Below are 13,685 nucleotides of genomic sequence, written 5' to 3'. Positions count from 1 at the left end.
GTGTATAATAATTAGCATAATGAGAGTTAATTATTTACAATTATCAAATATCCTTAGCTTCAAACATGAGGAGGACATAAACAATGCTTTTAAGATTGAATTTGATCCAGATCTTAACATTATTATTGGCGAAAATGGATCTGGCAAGTCAACGGTTTTAGAAGCCATGAATCTTGTATTTACGAGGACTTTATTTAAGCGCATAACTAACAAATATAATGATAATCCTCCATATACTATGTATAGTAAACAAGCTACAATTGAAGTTGATAATAATTATTCTAACAGAACATTGCATCTTAGGCTTCAACCTAATTGGAATTCAGGATCAGAACAGCAAACCATAAAGTTGTCAATTACGCTTGATAATATTGATAAAAGTAACATCAAGCATATTGTAGAAAACTATAGTTATATAAAAAAGATTCTTGATGCGTATTCAAGTATAGGTATGCCCAAGTTTTCTATCTTAAATGGTGACATGGATGTTGATATAACTATTATATTTCAACACACTAAATACGAAGCAGACGCTACATATAATGTTATCTACGCTGATTCGGTGCCAAAATATATACAGTTTTACTTGGAATATTATTATGCAATTAATGAAGCTATAGATATACACAACCAAGAAAATACCGATAATATAATAGCGCCTCTTGGAAATACTTTTTCCATACTATCAGCTTTCCGCAATTACAGTAACTTTGACCCTCGGGCTCCTTTATATACTGGCTACGATTCTTTAGGCAATACACTGCAGAATGCAAAAAATAGCCTTACCTCTTCTAGCATCAACGAACAACCCTCAGGCGAGCCTGCTATATTTAATTTTGTAAAATTAAGACTTGGTGAAAAACATTTTAGATTGATGCAGGAAGGTAAAAATATAAAAGACGCCACTGTCGCTGTGAACAGCTTGCCGCTGATTACAAATATAAATGAAAAGCTAAAATTATTAAATCTAAAGCTTTCTATAAAACCGGCAAACATACGAATATGGTCGTACGAATTTAGGTTTCAAGACACGAAGAATAACAGAGAGTTGGGCGACATAAACAATCTTAGCGCTGGACAAAAATCGATCCTACATTTAATATTTGAAGCTTACGGTCAAGGCGAGTTAAAGGGCGGCTTGATTATTATCGATGAGCCAGAGATCCACCTACACTACCAATTCCAATCTGAATATCTGAAAATACTTGAAGAATTAGCAGACAAACAAGGGATTCAATGCATTCTGGTAACTCATTCGGAAGGATTTATAAGCAACAAGACAATAGGACATGTCAAACGATTCTCGCTAAATGAAGAGCGTAACTCTGTAGCGTATGCGCCTGAAATAACAGAAGACCAAAAGGGGCTTATAAAAATATTAAATAATACGCAGGCGGCGCGGGTACTATTCTTAAACAAGGTACTATTGGTTGAGGGTCAAGATGATGAATATTTCTTTAGAGATGTCGTAAAAAGATTACAGCCAGAGTTCAGTCAAAATATCACTATATATGGAGTAAACGGTAAAGATAATATATCATCATTAAATTCTCTTTCGTTCAAAGATTTTTTTGAATCTTTTGGGCTAAAGGTTTATTTTATCAAGGATTTAGACGCCACAGGGAAAGATCTTTATCATTATAAAAATCAGAAATCATTAAAAACAGATGAAGAGAATAGTAAGTATAGAGAAGAGCATCTTGATGTAGATGAGAAAATAGAATCAAGATATCCATTTGGTGAATTTTATTTGAAGAAAGGAGCTATTGAACAGTACACTGGAAAGCCAAAAGGCATTGCACATGTAATTGATTTTTGTGAAAATGATATGGATAATTTTCTAAACAGCGATGACGACAAAGCAGAGGAAATTCGTAAAATTATAGACGCAATTTCAGAATAAGAGATTTAGAGTCTGTAATTAAGTTTAAGTATGAAAGCTAATAGCAATATGCACGATGACATTGTAATAAAACTAACAAAACTTGCTGAGGGCAACGAGACTTACGCTGAGTTTAATAAGCGTATTGTCAATACCAAGATGTCAGTCATCGGTGTGCGGGTACCTGATTTGCGGCGGCTGGCGAGGGAGCTGGCGTCTGATATGAGTGCAGCGGACATCAGCGAATTGCTGACGGTCCAGAACGGATCTTTCGACTACGTGTTATTGTGTGGATTATTGATTACGCACGCTCGACTTGACGATCAGACGGCGATTGATTTGACCAAGCAATATTTGCCCCGCGTTGATTCGTGGGCGCACATTGACGTGTTTGTCGATAAAAAGCGACGATTTGCCGGTGAATCGTGGTGGAATTTTGCGCTGGAATGTTTGCGGAGTGAGGCTGAATTGACGGTACGCTACAGCGTGGTCTCTTTGATGACTAATTTTCTGGATGAGGCGCATATCAATCAGGTTTTTGCAGCACTGCGCGACATCACGCACGATGGTTACTATGTCAAAATGGCGTTGGCTTGGCTATACGCCACGGCGGCGGTAAACTTTTTTGAGCTGACGCTGGCTGAACTAGAAAACGGACATGTTGATGTCTGGACGCGCAACAAAGCCTATCAAAAAATGCGCGAATCACGGCGATTTACACCCGAACAGCAGTACATCATTGCTTCGCATAGAGCAAAAGAATATTGCTAATCATCGCCAGCTTGTAGCCTGGCTTTACAAAAGTCGAATAGTTATAGATAAGATGGTATACTGGTAACTAGTATGAAAGTCAGCCTAAATCTTATCAAACAATTGATTAATTTTGAATTACCGCCGGTAAATGAGTTGGTGGCGCGGGTCAATCAGCAACTCGGCGGCGTCGAAGAAGTGATCGACCTCAAGGCCAAATATGGCGGCGCGCGAATCGTTCGGGTTGTTGAATGTGTCAAACATCCTGATGCTGATCGGCTGAGCGTGACTAAGATTGACGATGGCGGCGTGGTCGCCGATGTACCGCGTGATGAGAACGGGCTGGTGCAAGTGGTATGCGGCGCGCCAAATGTGCATGCGGGCATGTGGGCTATTTGGCTGCCGCCGAAAAGCACGGTGCCGGCGAGTTTTGATGAAGACGAGCCATTCGTGCTGGATGCGCGGCCACTGCGCGGCGTGCTCAGTCAAGGTATGTTGGCGGCGGCGGATGAGCTGGATATTGGCACGGATCACGAGGGAATCGTTGAGATTCATGAACACGATCTGCCGGCGGGTGTTGAACTTACGGTAGGTGCGAGTTTTGCGGAAGTGTTTGGGCTGGACGATTACGTGCTGGACATTGAAAACAAGATGTTCACCCACCGGCCGGATTGCTTTGGTCAATTGGGTGTAGCGCGCGAGATTGCTGGGATTTTTCATCATAAGTTCGTCAGCCCTGAGTGGTATCAGTCAGAACAGCAGTTCACGAGCGCCGAGGAGCTGGATTTAACGGTCACTAATGACGCACCAGAATTAGTGCCGCGCCTTATGGCAGTAGCAATTCGTGATATTACTGTGCGGCCAAGCCCGCTGTGGCTGCAGTGTCGGCTCGTGGCGATGGGTGGCAAGCCGATTAACAACATTGTTGATGCCACGAATTACATCATGCTGATGACGGCGCAGCCAACGCATGCCTATGATTATGATAAATTACGTGGACATAAACTCGAGGCGCGGCTGGCTCGTGATGTCGAGAAAGTTAGTCTGCTCAATGGCAAGGAGTATGAGCTGACGATGGACGATATCGTCATCGCTGATGGCGAGGGTGTGATCGGTCTGGCGGGAATTATGGGTGGTACTGACACTGAAGTTTCGAATAGCACGAAAAACATCGTTTTGGAATGCGCTAATTTTGATATGTATGCACTGCGTCGCACGGCCATGCGCCATGGTATTTTCACTGATGCTTTGACGCGGTTTAATAAGGGGCAATCGCCGCTCCAAAATGCTGCCGTGCTGAAACAGCTGATGAGTATGGTTGGCGGAGAGCAGGCGAGCGAAGTGTTTGATTTGAAGCAATTTAGTGACGAGCTTGATGATTATTTTGATGGAAAATACACACCAGCAAATATTGATATTGATAGTAAGTTTATCAATGAGAGATTAGGCTTGTACTTATCTGGCGATGATATTTGCGACTTGTTGAATAGCGTAGAAATAAAGAGTTATGGTCCGGAAGAAGAATTGGGTTATATTTGCATCCAATCGCCATTCTGGCGTACTGACCTTGAACTGCCAGAAGACATTGTCGAAGAAGTCGGCCGGCTGTATGGCTTTGATAAATTGCCGCGCCAACTGCCACGTCGTAGCATTAAACCAGCACCGGAAAATGTGCGTCGTGAACTAAAAAACGCCGTTCGCCACAGTCTGTCACGTGCTGGTGCTAATGAAGTCTTGACCTACAGTTTTGTTCACGAACGCATCCTGAAAAATGCCGAGCAGGACGTTACTCAGGCATACAAATTATCAAACGCCCTCAGTCCTGGCCTGCAGTACTATCGCCTGACGGTGCTGCCGAGTTTGCTCGACAAGGTTCACGCCAACATCAAGGCTGGTCATGATGAATTTGCCTTGTTTGAAATGGGTAAAGGTCACAGCGAAATGCATGGCCTAGGCGAAGATGGCTTGCCAGAAGCCAGCCAGTTCACCGACATCGTCTATGCTGCCAAAAAGCCAGGCACGGGTGCGCCATTTTACAAAATTCGTCGCTTGGTTGAGCAGCTAGCACGTGATCTTGGTGCCGAGTTAGTATTCAAGCCGCTTGAACAAGAGCGTAATTTCCCAGTCACGGCACCGTTTGAACAATCACGCAGTGCACTGGTCGAGACAGCCGACGGGCGGTTTATCGGCATGGTTGGAGAATTGAAACAGTCGGTCATCAAGAATTTCAAGTTGCCGGCATACGTAGCGGCGGCGAGTTTGGACACAGCTGGCTTGGAGGCTGTTTACGCCAAGCGAGGTAATCATTACCAACCGCTCAGCCGTTACCCATCGACCAGCCGCGATATTTCTCTCAAACTGCCAGCTCAGGTTAATTATGCGTCGGTGTATGGCTGCGTTAAGAACGTTATAGATAGCCACCAAGAGCTGCAAATTGTCATTACGCCAATTTCAATTTACCAACCAGAGGACGATAATTCGACGAAAACTATTACTTTCAATATAAAGTTTACCAGCCTAGAGCGTACACTGACCGACAAAGACATCACGCCGATAATCGAGGAGATCGTTGCTGCGGCGGCCGAACTCGGTGCGGTGCAAGCTTAGTTTCGAGTGATTGTTGTGCTTGACCAAAATTGATATAATTGGAGGAGTAAATAAAAGGAGGATTATGGCAACAAGTAAAAGCCAAAGGATAGGCATTTGGGTGATTGCCGGCATGATGTTTTTAGGAACTGTTGGCGGATTTATCGCTATGATGGTACAGCCAGGTAATGACGCCAAAGACCAGGCAGCACTGAAGAAGGCGCAGGATGAGTACACTAAAGCCAACGATGAACATAAGAAAAAAGTAGAAGCTCAGGCGGGCGAACTGAGTCAAAAATACTACAGTAAATTTTCTGAGTTTAGTTCGCGAGTCGGTGCGTTTGAGGCGGGCGGTGTTAAAGAACTTGGCAAAGAAGATTTGGTGGAAGGTGATGGTACAGAAGTCAAGGACGACACCAAATTTGCAGTGTATTACATTGGCTGGAACGCCAAAGGTGAGGTTTTTGACCAATCAATCGCTGATGGTAAATTGAAAGAGCCGCTTGCCATAGATGGTCCAGCAAAAACTTCGGTAATTCAAGGCTGGAAAGAAGGTTTAATTGGTATGAAGATTGGTGGCGTACGCGAATTGACAATTCCAGCTGACAAGGCTTACGGAAATCAGGCTCAGGGCGACAAAATCCCTGCCAATTCACCACTGAAGTTTGCCATCATGGCTATTGAAAAACCAGTAGAAATTCCGCAGCCAGAAATGCCAGAAATCATCAAACAATATTATAGGTCAAGGGGGCTAAATGTCTAAAGAAGTTATCATCGTTGGCGCTGGTCCAAGCGCACTCACGGCCGCAATTTATCTGTCGCGCGAGGACGTGCCGACGACACTGTATGAACGCGGAGTCGTTGGTGGTATGGCAGCCATCACTGATCAAATCGACAACTACCCAGGCTTTGCTGAGGGTGTGACTGGCATGAAATTGGCGTCCGAGCTGCAGCAGCAAGCTGAGCGATTTGGCGCGGATATTGAGTACGGCGACGTCACGGAACTGAAGCAGGTTGACGGCGAATTGGAATTGACGATTGATGGTCAGCCAGTGCGAGCCAAGGCGGTACTGCTGGCAACTGGCTCAAATCACCGCAAGCTGGGCGTACCTGGCGAAGACGAATTGTACGGCCGCGGCGTGCATTACTGTGCGACGTGTGATGGCGCATTTTACCGCGACAAGCGTTTGATCGTCGTTGGCGGTGGCAACTCGGCAGTGCAAGAAGCGATATTTTTGACTCGCTACGCCAGCCATATTGACCTGTTGGTGCGCAGCGAATTACGCGCCAGCGATGTCCTGCAAAAAGAACTACAAAAGTATGTCGATGAGGGTAAAATTACCGTCCATATCGGTGCGACAACTGATGAAATTATCGTCAAAGATGATAAGTTTTACGGCGTCAAATCGACCCAAAACGGCGAGCAAAAAGAATTTACTGCAGACGGTCTGTTCGTCTTCATCGGCCTCATCCCGAACACGCAGTTCTTGGCTGACTCAGACGTTGAACTAGATCTTGGCGGACACATTGTTACTGACGAACATTTGCGTACCAATGTCCCTGGTGTCTTTGCTTCGGGCGATGTCCGTTCGGGCGCGACCATGCAAATTGCTTCGGCGGTTGGCGAGGGTGCAGTGGCAGCGTTGCAGATTCGTGAATATTTACAAGAAAAAGCCAGAGAGGAGTAAATCATGGCAGACTTTAACCAAATTTTGACACCGGGTGACGTAGAAAACGGCATCGTCAATGTTGTCGTTGAGATCCCGCAGGGCTCAAATCACAAAATCGAGTGGAACCGTGAGCTGGCAGTCATGCAGCTGGACCGCGTTGAGCCAGCAATTTTCGCCAAGCCAACTAACTATGGTTTCATCCCGCAGACATTGGACGAGGACGGCGACGAATTGGATGCTTTAATTATCACTGACCAGCCGCTGACAACAGGCATTTTCATGGAGGCGAAGGTTATCGGTGTGCTGGAATTTGTTGATGATGATGAGGTTGACGACAAGGTGATCGTGGTGCCAGCTGATGACCGCAATACTGGCGATGCTATCAACTCATTGGAAGATTTGCCGCCACAACTACTCAAGCAAATTGAACATCATTTCAATCACTACAAAGACATGAAGAAGCCAGGCTCAACAGTCGTCAAAGGATTTGGTGATGTTGAACGCGCCAAGCAAATCATTCGCGATTCAATCACCCGCTGGAACGAGCAAGCGTAAAACTTTTTGCTCATCTATTTCGGAATAATGACGAAACGCCGTCGGTTAATCCAGTCAAATGTCCGAGTACGCCGCCGCTTTTTGACAATTGCATACGCAGTTTGTCTTTGGCGTGCGGCGTGATGACCATGTCGCGCCAGGCCAGTTTTGGCTTGGCGGATTTGCTGGTTAAGACTTCGACGACATCGCCGTGTTGTAGCTCGTAATTGAACGGTTTCATTACGCCATTGACCTTGAAGCCACTGGCGTGTGCTGCGATGTCAGAGTGAATGCGGTAAGCGTAATCCAGCGGGAGGGCACCACTTGGCAGATCGTAAATGTCGCCTTTTGGAGAATAGACGAAAATGCGGTCTGAGAACAATTTCATGCGGAACTTGTCAGAGTCAAACCGTTTACCTTCGCCCGCCAACGCTGCCGCTTCCTGAAGCTCGCGAATCCATGACAAATCTGCTGGCATAGAACCTATGCGACCTTTTTTGTAAGCGTCGGTCAATTTCTGCTCATTGTAATGGAAGCTGGCCGCCAAACCACGCTCAGCGTATTCGTGCATTTCTTTGGTGCGAATTTGAAATTCAACAATTTGCCCACTCGGCGTTTGCACGGTGGTGTGTAGACTTTGGTAGCCATTCGGCTTGGGGTTGGCAACATAGTCTTTGATTCGCTCGTACATCGGCTGATACATGTCGTGTAGAATTCCTAACACCAAATAACCTGTTGACAAATCATCGACAATGACTCGCAGGGCGATCAAATCATAAATCTTATCAATATCGCCGACCTTATCGAGTTTTTTGAACAGGCTGTAGACGCTTTTGACGCGGCCATCCATCTGGAAAACCAGCTTCTCTTCCTTTAGTCGTGCTTCAACTTCACGGCGAACACGATCCAGTTTTCGCTGCGATTTTTTCAATCGGCTATCCATCAAACTTTTGGTGCGGTGAAAATCTTTTGGCATCAAATATTTGAAGCTCAATTCTTCCAGCTGCACCCGCACCCGTCCCATGTTCAATCGGTCTGCCAGCGGTGCAAACACCTCGATCGTCTCGCGGGCAATTTTCTTCTGCTTCTCTGGCGACATAAACTGCAGCGTCCGCATATTGTGCAGCCGATCCGCCAGTTTGATGATAATCACCCGTACGTCTTCGCCCACCGCGATCATCAATTTAGTCAAATTGTCCTTGGTGTGCGGCAAATAGCTGTCCAGACTACGCATGCCAGCACGTGCCTGCGAAACCTTAGTCACACCATCCACCAAAAACGCCACATCTCGTCCAAATAAACTCTCCAGCTCATCCAGCGTTGCGTCAGTATCCTCAACCGTGTCATGTAGCACACCCGCCACCACCGTGTAGATATCCATGCCCCACTCAATCAAAATCTCGGCCACCGCCAGCGGGTGATTGATATACGGCTCGCCGCTTTTGCGTTTTTGTCCAGCGTGCTTTTCAGTCGCATAGTCAATCGCGCTTGCCAAGACCAGCACTGGCACTTCGTCGTACTTTTGCTCGGCTATTGATAGTAATTCTTCGCGCGTCATATGTTTATTATACAACTTTGTAGTATAATTAAGAAAAGCTAAAGCGAAATATCTAACAGGGAGGGCATATGTCAGTAACAAGAATAGCAATTAATGGCTTTGGACGGATTGGGCGTAATGCCTTTAAGATTGCACGTGAGCGAAGTGACCTAGAGATTGTCGCGATTAATGATTTAACAGACACGAAGACGCTGGCGTACTTACTCAAGCATGACAGCAATTATGGTGAGTACAGTCGGCAGGTTGATTTTACGGAGAATGAGCTGATTATTGAAGGTCAATCCGTTAAAGTTCTAGCAGAGAAAGATCCAGCGAATTTGCCGTGGGGTGAGATGAATGTTGACGTAGTGATTGAATCGACTGGCTTCTTTACTGACAAAGAGGGCGCGGGCAAGCACTTGACTGCCGGCGCCAAGCGCGTGGTTATCAGCGGGCCGACCAAATCCGACGGCGTCGATACAATTGTGCTAGGTACGAATGACAGCAAGATCAAGGACGCGACGCCGATAGTTTCTAATGCCAGCTGTACGACCAATAGCTTGGGTGCGGTGATGGCGGTTCTGGACGCAGAATTTGGCGTGGAAAAATCAATGCTGACGACGGTGCATAGCTACACCGCCAGCCAAAGATTGCAAGATGCGCCTGCTAAGGATCTCCGCGAGGGTCGCAACGCGGCTGAAAATATGGTGCCGACAACGACAGGCGCGGCTATCGCCGTAACGAAAACTTTGCCGCAACTAACTGGCAAGTTTGACGGTCTGAGCGTGCGCGTACCGACTCCAGTGGTGTCGCTTAGCGACGTGACGGCGCTTCTCAGGAAAGATGTGACTGTCGAGCAGGTGAATGAAGCCTTCAAAAAAGCTGCACAAAGTAATTTTTACCAGGGTATTTTGGGGGTTTCTGAGGAACCTTTAGTTAGTCGCGATTTTATTGGTAGCTCATATTCGGGAATTGTTGACTTGCCACTCACCAAAGTCGTTGGGGGTAATTTGATAAAAGTCATGGTTTGGTATGACAATGAGTGGGGCTATTCAAACCGGCTGGTTGAACTGGTGGCAGATGTTGGACACTACTTGAAAAAGAGTGAATAAAACCCTATTCTAAAAATGAAATAACCCCGCACCGTGATAGTGCGGGGACGCCGGTATTTCCAGCGGTTTTACAGAAAATTTATCTTAGTGCGCCTTCTGCTAGCGCGAGACTCTTTAGTTTCGGATTTCGACCGACACAATGTCGGTCGGCCTGACCAAGAACACCCCATCTTCTGTTTTGAGTTCAACAACAGAGTTATCTGTGGCTTCTCCTAGCATTCTGGACAGATGTTCTACCAGATCCCTAGTGTCCTCGAAGCCGTATGTGATTTTCGTGGCGAATGACCGGCCATTGCTGAGAGTGAACTTTACCTTCATCTCTTCACTTCCTTTCGGGAAGATACTCAAAGCTAAAGGGCGACTTCCGCCCTAAGACAAAACTTTGAGCAAAAGTTAATATATATATCATACAAGCCACAAAATGTCAATACTTTTTGTCAAATAGGCATGCTTCACCCCTGGAGTAATCTCCGACTTTCCCTTGCAAAAATCACCGAAAACGCTTATACTAAAATTATGAAAATCTACCTCGGATCTGACCACCGCGGCTTTATGTTGAAGGAAAAAGTTTTTGCCTATTTGGTTAAAAATGGCTATGATGTTCAAGACGTCGGCGGTGTAGAATTAAATCCTGATGACGATTTTCCGCAATTCGCGCAGGCGGCGGCGTTGAAGGTCATTGGCGATGATAGTAAAGATCCGCGTGCGATATTAATTTGCGGCGGCGGTCAAGGAATGTGCATGGCGGCTAACCGGTTCAAAGGAATTCGTGCCAGTGTGATTTGGGATGCGTTTGAGGCGAAGATGACTCGTCAAGATAATGACTCAAATGTATTGTGTCTGCCAGCGCGAATTTTGGAAGACGATGAATCAGCCTGGAAGGGCATTGTAGAAACGTGGCTGAACACTCCGTACGCTAATGCTCCACGCTTTAATCGGCGCAATGCGCAGTTGGATGAATTGTCATGAGCGCTGTAATTGCCCCGGCTATTTTGGCAGAAAACGCCGCTCAGTATAAAGAGCAAGTTGATAGGATAACTGGTTTTGTTGAGCGGGTACATATTGATATTTCTGACGGTGAATTTGCGCCAACGTTGACGGTCGGTATTCAGGAATTATGGGCGCCCGAGGGTTGGACAATTGATATTCATGCTATGGTCAACAATCTGGAGGAATATATACCGAAGTTGATTGCCCTAAGACCACATATGATTATAGTCCACGCGGAAGCCACGGGCGATGTAAAAACGGCGCTTATGCAGATTCGTCAGGCTGGTATCATGGCTGGCCTAGCGTTATTAAAACCAACGGTGCCGCGGACTGTCGAAGAATTTATAAAGCTCGCTGACCATGTAATGATTTTTAGTGGCGAGTTGGGTAGATTTGGCGGAACTGCCAGTTTGATGCAGTTGGAAAAAATTCAACTCATTAAAGCCATTAATCCTAACGTGGAAATTGGTTGGGATGGCGGTGTTTTAGTGGATAATGCATATAGCCTGGTGCAGGGCGGTGTTAATGTCTTAAATGCTGGCGGCGTTATCCAAAAATCATCAGATCCGCATGCTATTTTTTCTAAATTACAGCAGGAAATTAACAAGACGAGCGTGCTTTAATGTCTGATTATCAACTAAACGAATTGAGAGAAATATCCCAAACCTTGCGTCAGTCGATTATTCATGAATTAGTGACAGCTGGTTCTGGACATGCGGCTGGATGTCTGGGTTTTGCGGATGTTATGGCGGTTCTTTATTTTCACGTCATGCGTATAGATCCTAAAAATCCTGATTGGCAAGATCGAGATATTTTTGTGATGAGTAACGGCCACTATGCGCCGCTTCTGTACGCCACTTTGGCGGAGCGAGGGTTTTTTGATAAAAAAGAGTTAGCTAATTTAAGGAAATTTGGCTCTAAACTTCAGGGTCATCCAGAACGCGGTAGTTTGCCTGGCGTTGAAACGACAAGCGGTCCTTTGGGCTGTGGCTTAAGCCAGGCCGCTGGCATGTCGTATTCATTGAAATATTTAGGCGGTAATCCCCAGCGGTTCGTTTATTGTAGCCTGGGCGATGGCGAGCTTAATGAAGGCAATATTTGGGAAGCGGCGATGTTTGCTACGAAATATGATTTGTCAAATATAATTGCGATTATTGATAGGAATAATATTCAGATTGGTGGCGATACGGAAAAAGTTATGCCGCTAGGAAATTTGGCGGACAAGTGGCGGAGTTTTGGCTGGTTTACGCAGGAAGTCGACGGACATGATTACGAGGCAATTGTAAAAGCGATTGACGTGGCAAAAATTTCCCATCAGCCGAATGTGATCATTGCACATACAATTCCTGGATTTGGTGTTGATTTTATGGAATATGATTACCAATGGCATGGAAAAGCCCCAAATGCCGAGGAGGCCAGGCGTGCGCTTATTCAGCTAGGTGAAAAAGGAGATGTCAAGTGAGTTTTCTGAGAGAAGATTGGCGGCAATCAGAGACTGCAGCTATTCGCATTGGTTTTGGCGAAGGATTAACAGACGTCGCTAAGAAGAATAATCTAGTGGTGGCGCTGAGTGCGGATTTGATGGAAAGCGTCGGCTTTGGTGAATTTGCTAAGGAAATTGGTAGTCCTAGGGCGATTGAAGTTGGTGTGGCGGAGCAGAATTTGGTAACAGTGGCGTCTGGGTTAGCTGCCATGGGTAATATTCCATTTGCAGCCAGTTATGCGGCGTTTAGTCCGGGGCGGAATTGGGAACAGATTCGGACGACTATTTGTTTGAATAATCAGCCAGTCAAGTTGGTTGGTTCACATGCTGGGTTGAATGTTGGCGCGGACGGTGCGACGCATCAGATGTTAGAAGATATTGCGTTGATGCGCAGTTTGCCAAACATGGTGGTGTTGGCGCCAGGTGACGCTAATGAAGCCAAGCTGATGGCGGCGGCAATGGCTGGCGACAAGCGTCCGAATTACGTAAGATTACCGAGAGAAAAAACGCCATTGTTTTTGAACCAGACGACATTTGAAATTGGTAAGAGCTACTCTCTGCGTCAGGGTAAAGACGTTGCGCTATTGGGAACGGGCGTGATGACGTATCAACTGTTATTGGCGGCAGAAAAATTGGCGAAAGAATATAACATTCAGGCGGAGGTTGTTCATTTTCCGACGATTAAGCCGCTGGACGAGGATGCTGTGCTTGATGCGGCTCAAAAATGCCAAGCTGTCATTACGGCGGAAGAGGGGCAGATTGTTGGTGGATTTGGCTCAAGCGTGGCAGAAGTTCTTAGTGAGAATTTGCCGGTGAAGATGAAGCGAATTGGCGTCAATGATACATTTGGCGAGTCTGGTAAGATGTCTGAATTGTGGAAAAAGCACGGTTTGGATGTCGATTCAATTGTTTGTAGTGTTGTCAATTTTCTCCAGTGAAAAACCCGCCAGGAGCTACTGCCAAGATCTAATTAAAGACCTCAAAGCAAGTAGTCCTGACGGGTGTGTCACCTGTGGTCGTGCCTACGGTCATTGTGATCGTATTTGTGGTGGCTATGGTTTATTCCACATACGATCACGGGGATCATGATGGTCCATAGTACGAGCGTTACTCCTCCGAGCGGCCCGTAGGCCGATAGTAG

General features: G+C 46.0%; 12 protein-coding genes. 11 read left to right on the top strand and 1 reads right to left on the bottom strand.

Annotation, left to right across the window (positions count from 1 at the left end):
- Positions 1-19 precede the first annotated feature (19 nt).
- The 6 genes from TM074_RS02460 to TM074_RS02435 all read left to right on the top strand — a co-directional run bounded on the left by TM074_RS02460 (position 20) and on the right by TM074_RS02435 (position 7,443).
- Positions 20-1,903, top strand: a complete 1,884-nt coding sequence (locus TM074_RS02460; protein ID WP_369000117.1) for an AAA family ATPase — start codon at positions 20-22, stop codon at positions 1,901-1,903.
- 30 nt (positions 1,904-1,933) lie between these two features.
- The gene (locus tag TM074_RS02455) at positions 1,934-2,653 is read left to right on the top strand and encodes a DNA alkylation repair protein (RefSeq protein WP_369000115.1); all 720 of its coding nucleotides are present in this window, start codon (positions 1,934-1,936) and stop codon (positions 2,651-2,653) included.
- A 72-nt stretch (positions 2,654-2,725) separates the two neighbouring features.
- Positions 2,726-5,239, top strand: a complete 2,514-nt coding sequence (gene pheT / locus TM074_RS02450) for a phenylalanine--tRNA ligase subunit beta (RefSeq protein WP_369000113.1) — start codon at positions 2,726-2,728, stop codon at positions 5,237-5,239.
- A gap of 64 nt (positions 5,240-5,303) precedes the next feature.
- The gene (locus TM074_RS02445; RefSeq protein ID WP_369000111.1) at positions 5,304-5,981 is read left to right on the top strand and encodes an FKBP-type peptidyl-prolyl cis-trans isomerase; all 678 of its coding nucleotides are present in this window, start codon (positions 5,304-5,306) and stop codon (positions 5,979-5,981) included.
- Positions 5,974-6,906, top strand: coding sequence for an NAD(P)/FAD-dependent oxidoreductase (locus tag TM074_RS02440; protein ID WP_369000109.1), 933 nt, complete (start codon positions 5,974-5,976; stop codon positions 6,904-6,906). The genes TM074_RS02445 and TM074_RS02440 overlap by 8 nt, the downstream gene beginning before the upstream one ends.
- A 3-nt stretch (positions 6,907-6,909) precedes the next feature.
- A complete protein-coding gene (locus TM074_RS02435) occupies positions 6,910-7,443 on the top strand; it encodes an inorganic diphosphatase (protein WP_039327576.1) in 534 nt (177 codons plus the stop codon).
- Positions 7,444-7,453: 10 nt separating this feature from the next.
- Here the strand turns inward: TM074_RS02435 and TM074_RS02430 are convergent, their stop codons facing one another.
- Positions 7,454-8,980 carry a bifunctional (p)ppGpp synthetase/guanosine-3',5'-bis(diphosphate) 3'-pyrophosphohydrolase gene (locus TM074_RS02430; RefSeq protein ID WP_369000107.1) on the bottom strand — a complete coding sequence of 509 codons (1,527 nt, stop codon included), beginning with the start codon at positions 8,978-8,980 and terminating at the stop codon, positions 7,454-7,456.
- Positions 8,981-9,048: 68 nt separating this feature from the next.
- Between TM074_RS02430 and gap the strand changes: the two genes are divergently transcribed.
- From gap to TM074_RS02405, 5 genes are all read left to right on the top strand, one after another.
- Entirely contained in the window at positions 9,049-10,071 is a 1,023-nt protein-coding gene (gene gap / locus TM074_RS02425; RefSeq protein ID WP_369000105.1) for a type I glyceraldehyde-3-phosphate dehydrogenase, read from the top strand.
- A gap of 516 nt (positions 10,072-10,587) precedes the next feature.
- Positions 10,588-11,040 carry an RpiB/LacA/LacB family sugar-phosphate isomerase gene (locus TM074_RS02420; protein ID WP_369000103.1) on the top strand — a complete coding sequence of 151 codons (453 nt, stop codon included), beginning with the start codon at positions 10,588-10,590 and terminating at the stop codon, positions 11,038-11,040.
- Positions 11,037-11,684 carry a ribulose-phosphate 3-epimerase gene (locus TM074_RS02415; protein WP_369000101.1) on the top strand — a complete coding sequence of 216 codons (648 nt, stop codon included), beginning with the start codon at positions 11,037-11,039 and terminating at the stop codon, positions 11,682-11,684. The genes TM074_RS02420 and TM074_RS02415 overlap by 4 nt, the downstream gene beginning before the upstream one ends.
- A complete protein-coding gene (locus tag TM074_RS02410) occupies positions 11,684-12,523 on the top strand; it encodes a transketolase (RefSeq protein WP_369000099.1) in 840 nt (279 codons plus the stop codon). The genes TM074_RS02415 and TM074_RS02410 overlap by 1 nt, the downstream gene beginning before the upstream one ends.
- A complete protein-coding gene (locus TM074_RS02405; RefSeq protein WP_369000097.1) occupies positions 12,520-13,482 on the top strand; it encodes a transketolase family protein in 963 nt (320 codons plus the stop codon). The genes TM074_RS02410 and TM074_RS02405 overlap by 4 nt, the downstream gene beginning before the upstream one ends.
- Positions 13,483-13,685 lie beyond the last annotated feature (203 nt).

Source organism: Candidatus Nanosynbacter sp. TM7-074 (genome assembly GCF_041006295.1).
Classification (GTDB): Bacteria; Patescibacteriota; Saccharimonadia; order Saccharimonadales; family Saccharimonadaceae; genus Nanosynbacter.
This window is presented reverse-complemented; position numbering and strand designations above follow the sequence as displayed.

What these genes read in the sequence shown, in the direction of transcription:
- TM074_RS02460 (WP_369000117.1), top strand. Translation starts at nt 20, where the DNA reads ATGAGAGTTAATTATTTACAATTATCAAATATCCTTAGCTTCAAACAT.
- TM074_RS02455 (WP_369000115.1), top strand. Translation starts at nt 1,934, where the DNA reads ATGAAAGCTAATAGCAATATGCACGATGACATTGTAATAAAACTAACA.
- pheT (WP_369000113.1), top strand. Translation starts at nt 2,726, where the DNA reads ATGAAAGTCAGCCTAAATCTTATCAAACAATTGATTAATTTTGAATTA.
- TM074_RS02445 (WP_369000111.1), top strand. Translation starts at nt 5,304, where the DNA reads ATGGCAACAAGTAAAAGCCAAAGGATAGGCATTTGGGTGATTGCCGGC.
- TM074_RS02440 (WP_369000109.1), top strand. Translation starts at nt 5,974, where the DNA reads ATGTCTAAAGAAGTTATCATCGTTGGCGCTGGTCCAAGCGCACTCACG.
- TM074_RS02435 (WP_039327576.1), top strand. Translation starts at nt 6,910, where the DNA reads ATGGCAGACTTTAACCAAATTTTGACACCGGGTGACGTAGAAAACGGC.
- TM074_RS02430 (WP_369000107.1), bottom strand. Translation starts at nt 8,980, where the DNA reads ATGACGCGCGAAGAATTACTATCAATAGCCGAGCAAAAGTACGACGAA.
- gap (WP_369000105.1), top strand. Translation starts at nt 9,049, where the DNA reads ATGTCAGTAACAAGAATAGCAATTAATGGCTTTGGACGGATTGGGCGT.
- TM074_RS02420 (WP_369000103.1), top strand. Translation starts at nt 10,588, where the DNA reads ATGAAAATCTACCTCGGATCTGACCACCGCGGCTTTATGTTGAAGGAA.
- TM074_RS02415 (WP_369000101.1), top strand. Translation starts at nt 11,037, where the DNA reads ATGAGCGCTGTAATTGCCCCGGCTATTTTGGCAGAAAACGCCGCTCAG.
- TM074_RS02410 (WP_369000099.1), top strand. Translation starts at nt 11,684, where the DNA reads ATGTCTGATTATCAACTAAACGAATTGAGAGAAATATCCCAAACCTTG.